We start from the raw sequence: 12,264 nt of genomic DNA on the forward strand, positions 1-12,264 counted from the left end.
GCCAGGACCCCCACCATGGAAGCCACCACCACCGGGTCCACCTCCATGAAAACCGCCACCACCCCGCTGGGCCTGAGCGGGGAGGGCTGCAAGCATCGGCGCGATGAGCAGGGCGACCCTGAAGATAGACTGTCTGCGCATGGTCTGGATCTTTCCTTCCGGCGAAAGCGCTGAAGAAACGTCTTCGTTTTCTCAGATATCGTCATGCGAGGGGGCGGAAAAAAGTCGAGAGCGTAACAGCAGGATATCGTTTCGTGACAAATCATGCGCGCCGGGGATGATGACGATGCCGTGCGGCCCCAAACAGGGGCATGATGGCGCGATACCCTGTCAATTTCAGCGTCGGGGGCGGCGAAGGATATGCCCGCCCAGGCGCGACAGAACCTCCTGCAATTCGCCCTCCTTCATGCCCGTAATGGCCACGGGTCGCGGCGCCGGGCGTGCCGCGGGCGTGGCGGGTCTTACTATGCCTGGATCCTGCAGGATCCTGATCTTTCTGACGAGCTGGGTGCCGTCATCAAAGCGCAGATCACGTCCCGACCGCAGGGGGCCACAATGGTTGTTGATCCGCTCGATAAGCTGGGGCGCAAGGTGCTGGAGTTCCAGCGCAACCGGGCCGGTACAGGCAATCGTCAGCGTGCCCGCACTCACCTTGCGTGGCTCGGTCTGGGCAGCAAGGGCGGGCCCGACGATCTCTGCCCAGTCGAGAATAAGCCGGACAGCCGGAGCAGGCTTGCGGTTGAAGGCGGGGCGTGTGACCTGAGGCAGGATCGCCCCGAGCGCGCGCCCTGTCATGGTGCGCCGTTCGCGATCCACCATGGGCTGGGCGGTCGAGCTGCCTGAGGTCGTGGCTGATTTGCCAGTGACAGCCCGTGTCCGGGCGGGTCGAACGGAGCCCGGCGCACTCAACCCCTTGTCCGTTATGGAATCACGCTTCATATCGCCCCTGTGACTCCTTCTGCCTCTGCCCTTCTGGACTGGTATGCGCGCCAAAGACGCGTTCTTCCCTGGCGTGCCCTCGCAGGGCAGACTGCCGATCCCTATGCCGTCTGGCTGAGCGAGATCATGCTGCAGCAAACGACGGTCGTTACGGTTATGCCGTATTTCGAGCGGTTTCTGAAGCATTATCCCACCATTGCAGATCTGGCCCACGCGCCATTGCAGGAGGTGCTCGCTGCCTGGGCAGGGCTTGGCTATTACAGCCGGGCGCGTAACCTGCATGCCTGTGCGCAGCAGGTGGCAGCAAACGGCGCGTTTCCGCGTTCGGTGGAAGGGCTCCAAGCGCTGCCTGGTATCGGGGCTTATACGGCGCGTGCCATTGCTTCCATCGCGTTTGCCGTGCCGGTCGTCCCGGTTGACGGCAATGTCGAGCGTATCACGGCCAGGCTGCACGCGGTCGACGCGCCCATGCCAGGCGCTAGAAAACATCTCGATCGGCTCGCGGCATCGCTCAATCTCGATCCTGCGGCGCAGGAGGTTCCCGGTGATTTCACACAAGCTCTGTTCGATCTCGGGGCAGGGATTTGCACGCCGCGTCGTCCTTCCTGTCTCGTCTGCCCCTGGCGTGAGCCCTGCAAGGCCCATGTCTCGGGCGATCCGGCACGTTTTCCGGTGCGCGCGCCACGCAAGGTCAGGCCTGAACGCTATGGCGTTGTTTTCCGGCTCACGGACCGTCAGGGCGCGGTCTGGTTGCGTCATCGTCCGGCGACGGGATTGCTGGGCGGCATGGCTGAACTACCGGGCACTGCCTGGCAGGATGACCCCATCGCCATCGAGGCAGCGTTGCAGGTTGCACCAGTCACCCTGAGCATGGCTGATGATTTGACATGGAAAGTCGCTGGACAGATCCGGCATGTTTTCACACATTTCGGGCTGAATCTGACGGTCATTGCTGTGCAGATGAATGATTTCGGGCCGCTCCATAATCAGGAGGGTTTTGCCTGCGCACGTAACGCGCTGGGCAAACAGGCCCTGCCGAGCGTCATGCAGAAATGCCTTGCGTTGCCGGTGTGAGACCTGCCCCTAGATCGTGTAAGACAGCGATGACCGATTGACGAAAGGGACGCCTGTCCATGCTCTACGCCTCTGCCCGCTTCTGGCTGCTCGATTTTTTCGGGCAAGTGGTCGATCACGATCCGCTGCGCGACTGTCTGTTTTCGGTTGTGCCTTTGCCGGGACGCTATCCGGGCCTGTTTTTCTTCGCGGATACTGTGGCGCAGGAGCAGTTTACGGTGACCTTGCGCAAGGTTGTCTCACTGCCCATGCCGATTCCCCAGCTTCAGGCGACCCGCCTGCCCAGCGGCCTGGTCACGTTACAGCGTCTTGATGGGTCGGGGCGCTATCTGCGCAGTGAGGAAAATGCCGGGATCGACTTCCATGCGACCGTGGCAAATGACTGGGAGCAGTTTTTCATTCTCAGTGAGCCCATGATGCATGCCTATGCCATTCTCAGTCAGGACAAGGTGAGCACGATCACCACCCCCGATGGCATGAGCCTGCCCCCCATGACCTTCGTGCAGGGACATGCTGGCGTAATCGGCCCCTGTCGCTTCTCCCTCGCGGCCAACCTGCCCGCACTTGAGGATCTTGCAGGGCTTGAGCCGGGTGCATCGACAGAGCTGACGCTCAGGCTGACGGATGGTGAAACACGGACGCTGACCGTCACCCGCCACTAGGCGTGTCACGGCAGGGTGGGCCTGCACGGCCCATTTTCAGCTACCCTTCGTCTTGCGATAGGCGGTCATGGCCCTGTCACGTCCCTCATCGAGAGAGATAATTGGCTCTGGATAGTCACGCCCGAGCCTGATTCCGGCACGCTCGAGAACATCCTTGTCTGCCTGCCATGGTGCAGCAATGGCGTCATCGGGCAATCTGGCCAGTTCTGGCACCCAGCGCCGGATGTAATCACCCTTCGGGTCGAATTTATCGGACTGGCGAAGGGGATTGAAAATCCGGAAAAAGGGTGATGCTTCGATGCCCGTCCCCGCGACCCACTGCCAGTTGACAGCATTGGACGCCGGGTCGGCGTCAATCAATGTGTCCCAGAACCAGGCTTCTCCCTGTCGCCAGTCAATCAGCAGGTGCTTGGCCAGAAACGAGGCGACGATCATGCGCGCCCGATTGTGCATCCAGCCGGTTTCCCAAAGCTGACGCATCCCGGCATCCACGACCGGGATGCCCGTCTTTCCCTTCTGCCAGGCCTGCAGATCTTTGCGGCTCTTGCGCCAGTTCAGGGAATCGAACTGCTTCTTGAGGTTGCGCTGTGGCAATTCCGGATTGTGAAACAGCGTATACCACGAGAAATCGCGCCATCCGAGTTCGGATAGGAAGGTCTCGCGATCGGCTGGCTCGCCCTTGTTCTTGCAGTGATGCCAGATCTGACGGGGTGAGAGCACGCCATGACGCAGATAGGGTGAGAGCCGCGAACTCTCTTCGGCGGCCATGTCGTTTCGGCCTGTATCGTAATGGGCAAGGGGGCCGGAGGCGAAATCGTCCAGAGCCTCATGCGCGACCTCTTCGCCATGATCCCAGTATTCCCCCATTTTCGAAGCCCAGTCTGGCTTGGTGGGAAGCAGGGCCTTGTCGATATCGCAAGGAGCGAATTTCGTCTTTTTGCCATGCGTGAATGAGAGAGGCAGGAAAGAGAGGCCAGAAGGCGCGGGTATGGGGGAAGGCGGTGCCCCCAGTCCCTTGAATCCTTTCCACCAGGCAGAGAAGATCTTGTAGGGTGTGTCGGTCTTGGTCATGACGGATTCCGGCTGGCGCAGCACGGTACCGTGCAGACGCTTCATGTCACATCCGACCTTTTCAAGAGCCTGAGACACCGCGTCATCCTGCGCGTTGGCTTCTTTCTGATAGCGATGATGGCAGTAAAGAATGTCGGCCTTCGTCTCTTTTGCCAGAGCAGGCAGGATTTCGGCGGGATCACCCTCAAGGATCAGGCAATCGCCTCCCTGTTTCTTCAGCGTCTGGCGCAGACTGCAAAGAGCGCCGTGGAGAAACCAGAGGCTGGCCCCGCCCTGTGCCCGGGTCGTGCCCGAACGATCGAGCACATACACACAGAGAATCTTGCCACCGCGTTCGCTGGCGGCATCAAGCGCCGGATGATCCTGAAGCCTGAGGTCATCGCGAAACCATACTATCGAGGGAGGCGTGTCGGTCATAAGGGGGCTGCCTGTGTTGCCATTGCGGGGTCCGGGGCCGGGAGCGGGGCTTCGGCGCTCGCACAAAAAGGTGAACATGATGAGCGCATCACGCCGCATGAGGTTCGACTCAGGGGTATTTTCGGCCGTTTTCTGCGTGTGAACGAGGCATGGAGGTCGCAGGGCAGGGGCATCACATGACGATGCCAATTTGTAACGAAGCAAACCCATATGCTGGTGACGCGTTGTTAAGGCCGAACCTATAAAAAAGGGAATTGTTCCATGACTACGGCTTCCTTCCTCCGCACCGGTGCTCTTGCTGTCATGCTGGCGCTGCCTGCCCTTGGCCTCACCGCATGCAACACGGTTGACGGTGCTGGCCGCGACGTCAGCTCCATCGGTCATGACGTGAGCCGTGGCGCAGGCGCAACCCAGGGCGCCATTCATAACTCGGTGCCGCAGGCTGCAACGCACTGAACCATCTGAACCATACATGGTTCAAGCATGAAGGGCGGGGATTTCCCCGCCCTTTTTTGCGCCTGCTCATCTTGCCGGGGTGACGGCAGGGATCTGTGTCAGGGTGCCAGACTGGCTTTGCCCCTTGCAAAAGGCGTTAAAGGGGGCACATAGTGACCGTCCGGTCATGTCGACCGGTGCAGAATTCGACGTTCTCAGGGCGGGGTGAAACTCCCCACCGGCGGTAGGTGCCTCTGGCACGAGCCCGCGAGCGCCTCAGGCCCATCAGGCCCGGGGGTCAGCAGATCCGGTCCAAATCCGGAGCCGACGGTCATAGTCCGGATGGAAGAGAACAGGACTTGCCTCTGTCATGGTGCACCCCGCCAGGGATGCTCCTGGCCGAGATACAGAATGTTCACGCCCGGAGACCGTCCTTGATGGATGGGACCGTATCATCGTGTCGGGAGTTTTCGCCCCCGGTTCTGCCTCCGCGCAAAAGAGCCATAGTCTGGCCCAGCGTGAGGCGGTTCGTTCGGGATTTGAGGCCGCGCTGAACGAAGCGGCGCGTTATCTTGGCGCCACCTCTCCCAATCCTGCTGTTGGCTGTTGTCTGCTCGACCACGAGGGCAACATACTCGTCACCGAGGCTCATCACCGTACCGGCACCCGCCATGCCGAGGCGCTTGCCCTGCACCGGGCGCGCGAGACCGGCGTGATCGACCGCGTTGCGACAGCCCTTGTCACCCTCGAGCCCTGCAATCATGTCGGACGCACGCCCCCCTGCAGCGAGGCGCTGCGCGACAGTCCTGTGCAGGATGTCTGGGTGGGCATGAGCGACCCGAACCCGGTAGCCGGGGGCGGGATTGCGCGCCTGCGGCAGATGCCTGAGGGGCGGAATGTCTTTCTGCTCGAGGAGTTTCCGGCCTTCGCCGATGTGCATGATGGCTGCGCGGCGCTTCTGGCGCCTTTTGCCACACGTATCGTGCGCCAGCGCCCGTGGATCACGGTTAAGCAGGCACGGGACAATACGGGTTCGATGATTCCACCTGCCGGGCGCAAGACTTTTACCAGCCAGGCCTCGCTTGAGATTGCCCATCGCCTGCGCCGCGCCAGCGATGCGATCATCACAGGTATCGGCACGATCCTGTCCGACAGCCCACGTTTCGATGTGCGCCATGTTCCCGAGCATGAGGACCGGGCGCCGCGACTGGTCGTGGTGTGTGACAGGCAGAATCGCCTTCCCGATTCCTGGCGGGAGAAAATGATCGGTAGCGGTTTTCGCGTGCTTGTCTCCCGTGACCTGGGCGAGATCTCTTCGCTTCTGGCCGATCATGGCGTGAACTGGGCGATGGTCGAAGCCGGGCCCGGGCTACTCGGCGAAATCAGGCGGCTTGGCCTGTGGGATGACTGGCTGGACATCCAGACCACCCCGGACGGTCCTGACCGGCACCGGGTCTACTCCCACGGCCCCACCCCCTTGCGTTTCATACTTGATGAAGGGGCGCGTCCCCTTCCTGCTGACAAGGCTGCTTTCTGATGTTCTCAGGCATTATCGAACATATCGGCCGTATCAAGGCTGTCGAACCCCGTGACCAGGCGATCCTGCTTCAGGTCGAGACGGGACTTTCAGATATGGATCTGGGCGAGAGCATTGCCGTCAATGGCGTCTGTCTGACAGTCGCCTCCTATGACTCGTCAGGGCTGGCAGATTTCTTTGTCAGCGCTGAAACGCTGTCACGTACAGCTCTGGGCAGACTGGCCGCCGGAGCGCGGGTCAATCTGGAGCGGGCCAGCACACCCTCGACACGTCTTTCGGGACATATCGTTCAGGGGCATGTCGATGGGCTTGCCCATCTGGTGGGAATCCGCTCGGTCGGGGAGTCGCATCACATCACGTTCCGTCTGCCTGCTGCCTTGCGTGGTTACGTGGTCGAGAAAGGATCGATCGCGCTCGATGGCGTCAGCCTGACGGTCAATGAGGTGAGTGACGTGCTGGATGACAGCTTCACCATCGCCCTCATGATCATTCCGCACACATGGGACCATACCGGGCTCTCCGAAATCCGCGAGGGCGATCCGGCCAATGTCGAGGTCGATGTGCTGGCCAAATATGTCGAGAGCCTGCTGAAATACGGGGTACGGTCATGAACACGCTTCCCTCGCCCGCTCTGGCCTATGCCATCACCGCCCTGCGTGAAGGGCGCATGGTGATGATGGTGGATGACGAAGCCCGCGAGAATGAGGGCGATCTGGTCATTGCCGCCCAGTTTGCTACGCCGGATGCCGTCAACTTCATGGCAACCCATGCGCGTGGGCTGATCTGCCTGCCGCTCGAGCCGGAGCAGATTGAACGTCTTGAATTGCCCATGATGCCCCGGCGCGGTCATGACCCACGCGGAACGGCCTTCACCGTTTCGATCGAGGCCACGACCGGGATCACGACGGGGATTTCGGCGGCCGATCGGGCGCGGACCATCCAGGTTGCGGGCCACCCCGATGCAAGGCCTGAGGATATCAGCACCCCTGGCCATATCTTCCCCTTGCGGGCGCATCCCGAAGGTACAGTGGCCCGTGATGGGCATACCGAAGGCGCTGTGGATCTGGCTCGGCTGGCAGGCCTGTTTCCTGCGGCGGTGATCTGCGAGGTCATGAGCGATGACGGCACGATGGCACGCCTGCCGGAACTGCGCACATTCTCGGCCCGTCACGACATTCCCGTCATCAGCATTGAGGAAATTGCCGCCTGGTGCCGTGTGCATGGCCGCGAGGCGCTGGGGGATGTCATTCTGCCCGCGCCCGTTCCGCCTGCGGTCGAGCGTATTGCCGAGGCAGCGCTTCCCAGCGTCTATGGTGGCCATGACCTGCGTATCCAGGCGTTTCGTGCCCCCGATGGCATCGAGCATGTGGCGTTGATCAAGGGTAATCCCGCTAACGGCACCCCCTTGGTGCGTCTGCATTCCGAATGTGTGACAGGTGATGCGCTGGGCTCACTGCGCTGCGACTGCGGCCCGCAATTGCGCGAAGCGCTTGAGCGTATCGCCGCAGCCCCTTCTGGTGTGCTGGTGTATCTGCGTGGGCATGAGGGCAGGGGGATCGGACTTGGCAACAAGATACGGGCCTATGCCCTGCAGGATGCCGGCAAGGACACGCTCGAAGCCAATCTGGAACTGGGTCTGCCGGGCGATGCGCGTGACTGGGTGACAGGCGCGGCCATTCTGCAGTCGCTTGGTATCGACACGCTCAGGCTGCTCACCAATAATCCTAGCAAGGTCTCGGGACTGGAGGCGGCAGGGCTGAACGTCATCAGTCAGGAACGTCTCGAAGCCGGGTCCAACCCGTTCAACCGGGCGTATCTTCACGCCAAGCGTACCCGGATGGGGCATCAGCTCAGCGATGTCTGGCCCGAACTCGTTGATTCAGTGATTCAGAAGTAAGGATCTTCCATGAGCAAATCCATCCCCGTCGCTCCCGACCTCACACTCGTTCCCACGCCCAAGCTCGCTCTGCTGGTGAGCCGCTTCAACACGGATGTTACGCATGGCCTGCGTGATGGCGCGCTGGAATGGCTTGCTGAACACAATATCCGCGATGTCGATGTGTTCGATGCACCGGGAGCTTTCGAACTGCCCTTGATGGCGCAGGCTCTGGCCAAGACGGGAACGTATGAGGGGATCATCTGCCTTGGCTGCGTGATCAAGGGTGACACGGCTCATTTCGAGTTCATCAGCCTCGGGGCCACCATCGGCATCATGCAGGCCCAGCTTGCCACTGAAACGCCCATCTCCTTCGGTGTGCTTACCACCTACACGGACGAACAGGCCCAGGCCCGCTCGCGCAAGGATGTGCACAACAAGGGTCGCGAGGCTTCGGCCGCCTGTGTCGAGACCCTGGCTTTCCTGCGCAACACCCGCAGCTGAGGCGTTTGTTACAACGCTGTGACGGGTGTGGTTTCCCATTCGGGTGACAATGCTCTAAACCTGCCCGGACCATGACGCTTTGGCGTCTTTCCGTGGCAGGGTTCATCACACGTCAATGCTAGCAAATTTCATCGGATCGATCGTCTCGTTCTGCGCAAGGCGCGCTCTTGTTATCGTCGCTCTTTTTGCGGTGCTTACAGCCGGCAGTCTGGTACTGACGGCACAACGCCTTGGTGTGACAACCAATACTGATGAAATGTTTGCAGCCAGCCTGCCCTGGAAACAGCGTGGCGCAGAGCTGAGCCAGCTTTTCCCGCAGAATGACGACCTGATGGTGGCCATCATCAAGGCCGACATGCCAGAGCAGGGCCGCGCGACAGCGCGCGAACTGGCCCGTATCCTGCGCGCCGATCACAAGAATTTCCGTACCGTTCGCCTGCCTGACGACTCGCCTTTCCTTGAAAATCACGGGCTGCTTTATCTCGACAAGCCGGTTCTCGGCACGCTGCTCGACTCCATCGTGGCAGCGCAGCCCTTTCTGGGGACGCTTTCGGCCGATCCGTCATCACGCGGTATTTTCACGGCCCTTGGGCTGATGGGTGAGGGGCTGTCGGCAGGTGAGGATATCCCCGAGAGCTTCACGCCAGAGCTTCGCGGCTTTGCCACAGCACTGAATGATGCCGTCAGCGGCCACCCGAAAGATCTGTCATGGCAGAATCTTCTGGCGGGTCCGCTGGGCGATATGGCGGGCAACTACCAGTATGTCATCACGCAGCCGCATCAGGATTTCGATTCGCTTCAGCCGGGTGGCGAGGCAAGCGCCGCCATGCGCCGTGCCATCGATTCCCTGCCATTCGTCAAGAGCGGCAACGCAATCGCCATGATCACCGGCCCGGTGCAGCTGAGCGATGAGGAGTTCTCGACCGTTGCCCATGGCATGGGATTTGGCCTGCTGACCTCGCTCGTTCTGGTGGCATGCTGGCTGGTTCTGGCCGTGCGCTCTGTACGCGTGATCGTGCCGATCCTGATCACGCTCGTGATCGGCCTTCTGCTGACGACAGGCTTTGCCGCTCTCGCCGTGGGTAAGCTCAATCTGATTTCTGTCGCGTTTGCCGTTCTGTTTGTCGGTATCGCTGTCGATTTCGCAATCCAGTTCTCTGTCCGCTTCAGGGGGCAACGTCTGGCATCGGGTGAAGCCATGGCGCCTGCCGAGGCACTGGCCGAGACGGGCCGCGAGACGGGACATCAGATTCTGGTGGCGGCTCTGGCAACGGCGGCGGGTTTCCTTGCCTTCGTTCCAACCAATTTCGTGGGCGTGGCCCAGCTTGGCCTGATTGCCGGTATCGGCATGATCATCGCCTTTCTATGCACCATGACCCTGCTGCCGGCTCTGTTGCATCTGTTCCGCGCGCGTCTGAGCAGGGGCATGCCCGGGTTTGCAAGCCTTGCACCGGCCGACGGTTTCCTGCGTCGTTTCCGCAAGCCTATCCTGGCATTCTACGCCATTCTGGCCCTGACCGGCATTGCGCTCATTCCGCGCCTCAGCTTTGACGCTGATCCTTTGCACACCAAGAACCCGGACACCGAGGGAATGCGCGCGCTTCATCTGCTGGAGCAGGACCCGCGCGCCTCGCCCTATGATGGCGAGGTGATCGTGCCGAACCTGAAGGTCGCCGCAGAACGGGCCAAGCAGTTCGACGCGCTGCCGAGTGTTTCCTCGGTCATGTGGCTGGGCATGTTTGTGCCGGAAGATCAGACCGAGAAGCTCGCGATGATCAAGGACACGGCGTCGATCCTGCTGCCGACACTGGTGGGTCAGGAAGTACAGCCTGCGCCCGATGCCAATGCCCTGCGCGCCAGCGCAGCCTCGGCAGCGGCCAAGCTGGGCGCCGTGATCGACAAGACCACGCCCGACTCACCGCTGCGCGACATCCAGAAAGCCCTTGCGACACTTGCCAAGGCGCCGGATGACCGGATCATGGCGGCCAATACGGCGCTTACGCGCTTTCTGCCCGAGCAGCTCGCCCAGCTTGTCGATGTGCTTCAGCCCACGCCTGTGACGATGGAAAGCATCCCGCAGGATATTGCGCGTGACTATGTGGCGCCGGACGGACGCGCCCTGTTGAAGGTTCTGCCCAAGGGGCGGATGTCCGACAGCAAGGTGCTTTATCGCTTCCTGCGCGACATGCAGTCGGTGGACAAGAATACGGCAGGCACTGCGCTTGAGGTGGTCGAGAGCGCCCATACGATGGTTCATGCTTTCTCGACGGCGGCAATTTCGGCTCTGGTCATGATCGCCATCATCCTGTTTGTGGCTCTGCGCCGCCTGCTGGATATGGCGCTCGTTCTGGCACCCCTGCTGCTTTCTGCGCTGATCACGGTCATTCTGATCGTGACGGTGCCCGAGACACTGAATTTCGCCAATATCATCGCGCTGCCCCTGCTGCTTGGCGTGGGGGTGTCGTTCAACATCTATTTCGTGATGAACTGGCGTGCGGGCATCAAGAGTCCCTTGACATCGCCGACGGCGCGCGCAGTCCTGTTTTCGGCCCTGACAACAGGAACGGCATTCGGGTCGCTTGCCGCCTCGCAGCATCCGGGCACGGCCAGTATGGGGCGGCTACTGCTCATGTCGCTGGCCTGCACATTGCTTGCCACGCTGACCTTCATTCCCGCCCTGCTGCCCAAGCGTAGCATCGACAAGGAATAGCCGGTTCATCCGGCAAGACGGGGGCGCCTGCCAGAGCCGGGGCAGTGTGGTCCCCGTGGGCTGCTTTCCCCCGGTTCCGGGTTTGCGGAAAAAAATCGGACTGGTCAGGCACGGATTGGCGATGCTAGGACCGAGGCCTAACGTTTCCGTGAGCAGTTTCTTTGGTTCTGAGTCACTTCTTTCGCTGGAGTCTGGCCGCCGATGATGACGATGAGGAAACCGGCTCGGAACCCAGTTACCAGATCAATGATCCGTTTCCTGACCGGCCCTTGCAGCCCACCAGCGTGCCGGCATTCGGTCAGCCCAAGGCCGTATTCTACAATCCCTTTGGCCTGACGGACTGGTTGCGTCGCCACGGGATCGGGCTGCTGCTCGACAATATCAATGAATATGCGGCCGCCGTCACCACACCTACACGCCATGTCGGCGATTACCGTCAGGGCTCGAGCAATGCCGGGCAATATGCCCTCTCGCTGAATGTGGACTGGGAGCGCATCGCGCATATCAGGGGCTTTGCCACGCATATGGTCGTGACGGGGCGCTATGGCACGCCTGCCAACCGCATGTTCGGCGACTGGCTGAACCACTCCTCCGAAATCTATGGCGGGGGCGGCAATGTGGTGGTGCATCTCGTCATGGCCTATGGCGAAGAGACACTGTATGGCGGCAAGCTCTCGATTGCGGCGGGGCGCATGGCCGAACTCTCCGACTTCGTGGCCAGCCCGCTTTTCTGTACTTTCCAGATCAACGCCATCTGCGGTCGCCCCCGTGCGGCAGCCGATACCGGATATGCCTCGACCTTTCCGGCGGGGAACTGGGGTCTGCGTGTGCGCGGTCGCCCCTTGCCGCAATCCTACATCCAGCTTGGCCTGTATCTGACCGAAGAGGGCATGTTTGCCTATTCCATGAACCGCAGTGGCTTCAAGTTCAACAGCGCCTATATCAACGGTGTGCGTATGCCGCTCGAACTGGGTTGGGAGCCAAGCGCGCGCGGCCATTTACCCGGCCATTACAAGATTGGTGCGGCACTCACGACCAC

Annotated in this window: 11 protein-coding genes and 1 riboswitch; of the genes, 9 read left to right on the forward strand and 2 right to left on the reverse strand. The window is 61.2% G+C overall.

The window, feature by feature from the left end:
• Positions 1-336: 336 nt before the first annotated feature.
• Positions 337-939 carry a DUF721 domain-containing protein gene (locus P792_RS0117990; RefSeq protein ID WP_023977794.1) on the reverse strand — a complete coding sequence of 201 codons (603 nt, stop codon included), beginning with the start codon at positions 937-939 and terminating at the stop codon, positions 337-339.
• Positions 940-948: 9 nt separating this feature from the next.
• Between P792_RS0117990 and P792_RS23830 the strand changes: the two genes are divergently transcribed.
• A complete protein-coding gene (locus P792_RS23830; protein WP_023977795.1) occupies positions 949-2,013 on the forward strand; it encodes an A/G-specific adenine glycosylase in 1,065 nt (354 codons plus the stop codon).
• A 59-nt stretch (positions 2,014-2,072) separates the two neighbouring features.
• Entirely contained in the window at positions 2,073-2,675 is a 603-nt protein-coding gene (locus tag P792_RS35820; protein WP_023977796.1) for a hypothetical protein, read from the forward strand.
• 36 nt (positions 2,676-2,711) lie between these two features.
• Here the strand turns inward: P792_RS35820 and P792_RS23840 are convergent, their stop codons facing one another.
• The gene (locus P792_RS23840; protein WP_023977797.1) at positions 2,712-4,163 is read right to left on the reverse strand and encodes a deoxyribodipyrimidine photo-lyase; all 1,452 of its coding nucleotides are present in this window, start codon (positions 4,161-4,163) and stop codon (positions 2,712-2,714) included.
• Between the two features lie 261 nt (positions 4,164-4,424).
• Between P792_RS23840 and P792_RS23845 the strand changes: the two genes are divergently transcribed.
• The 7 genes from P792_RS23845 to P792_RS35825 all read left to right on the forward strand — a co-directional run.
• Complete coding sequence (locus tag P792_RS23845; RefSeq protein ID WP_023977798.1) at positions 4,425-4,619, forward strand: entericidin; 195 nt, start codon at positions 4,425-4,427, stop codon at positions 4,617-4,619.
• 186 nt (positions 4,620-4,805) lie between these two features.
• A riboswitch (FMN riboswitch) is annotated at positions 4,806-4,956 on the forward strand.
• 192 nt (positions 4,957-5,148) lie between these two features.
• On the forward strand, positions 5,149-6,135 hold the full coding sequence (ribD, locus tag P792_RS23850) for a bifunctional diaminohydroxyphosphoribosylaminopyrimidine deaminase/5-amino-6-(5-phosphoribosylamino)uracil reductase RibD (RefSeq protein ID WP_369794200.1): 987 nt from the start codon (positions 5,149-5,151) through the stop codon (positions 6,133-6,135).
• Positions 6,135-6,746, forward strand: a complete 612-nt coding sequence (locus P792_RS23855; RefSeq protein WP_023977800.1) for a riboflavin synthase — start codon at positions 6,135-6,137, stop codon at positions 6,744-6,746. The genes ribD and P792_RS23855 overlap by 1 nt, the downstream gene beginning before the upstream one ends.
• A complete protein-coding gene (locus P792_RS23860; RefSeq protein WP_023977801.1) occupies positions 6,743-8,032 on the forward strand; it encodes a bifunctional 3,4-dihydroxy-2-butanone-4-phosphate synthase/GTP cyclohydrolase II in 1,290 nt (429 codons plus the stop codon). Before P792_RS23855 ends, P792_RS23860 begins: the two co-directional genes overlap by 4 nt.
• Before the next feature lie 9 nt (positions 8,033-8,041).
• Positions 8,042-8,515, forward strand: a complete 474-nt coding sequence (gene ribH / locus P792_RS23865) for a 6,7-dimethyl-8-ribityllumazine synthase (protein ID WP_023977802.1) — start codon at positions 8,042-8,044, stop codon at positions 8,513-8,515.
• 115 nt (positions 8,516-8,630) lie between these two features.
• The gene (locus P792_RS23870) at positions 8,631-11,225 is read left to right on the forward strand and encodes an MMPL family transporter (protein ID WP_023977803.1); all 2,595 of its coding nucleotides are present in this window, start codon (positions 8,631-8,633) and stop codon (positions 11,223-11,225) included.
• 161 nt (positions 11,226-11,386) lie between these two features.
• The coding region (locus tag P792_RS35825) for a carbohydrate porin (protein WP_161630812.1) at positions 11,387-12,264 on the forward strand (878 nt) is incomplete at its 3' end.

The organism is Asaia sp. SF2.1, assembly GCF_000505765.1.
In the GTDB taxonomy this organism is placed as follows: domain Bacteria; phylum Pseudomonadota; class Alphaproteobacteria; order Acetobacterales; family Acetobacteraceae; genus Asaia; species Asaia bogorensis.

Excerpts from the sequence above, each read along its gene's own strand:
- P792_RS0117990 (WP_023977794.1), bottom strand. The coding sequence starts at position 939 with ATGAAGCGTGATTCCATAACGGACAAGGGGTTGAGTGCGCCGGGCTCC.
- P792_RS35820 (WP_023977796.1), top strand. The coding sequence starts at position 2,073 with ATGCTCTACGCCTCTGCCCGCTTCTGGCTGCTCGATTTTTTCGGGCAA.
- P792_RS23840 (WP_023977797.1), bottom strand. The coding sequence starts at position 4,163 with ATGACCGACACGCCTCCCTCGATAGTATGGTTTCGCGATGACCTCAGG.
- P792_RS23845 (WP_023977798.1), top strand. The coding sequence starts at position 4,425 with ATGACTACGGCTTCCTTCCTCCGCACCGGTGCTCTTGCTGTCATGCTG.
- P792_RS23855 (WP_023977800.1), top strand. The coding sequence starts at position 6,135 with ATGTTCTCAGGCATTATCGAACATATCGGCCGTATCAAGGCTGTCGAA.
- P792_RS23860 (WP_023977801.1), top strand. The coding sequence starts at position 6,743 with ATGAACACGCTTCCCTCGCCCGCTCTGGCCTATGCCATCACCGCCCTG.
- ribH (WP_023977802.1), top strand. The coding sequence starts at position 8,042 with ATGAGCAAATCCATCCCCGTCGCTCCCGACCTCACACTCGTTCCCACG.
- P792_RS23870 (WP_023977803.1), top strand. The coding sequence starts at position 8,631 with ATGCTAGCAAATTTCATCGGATCGATCGTCTCGTTCTGCGCAAGGCGC.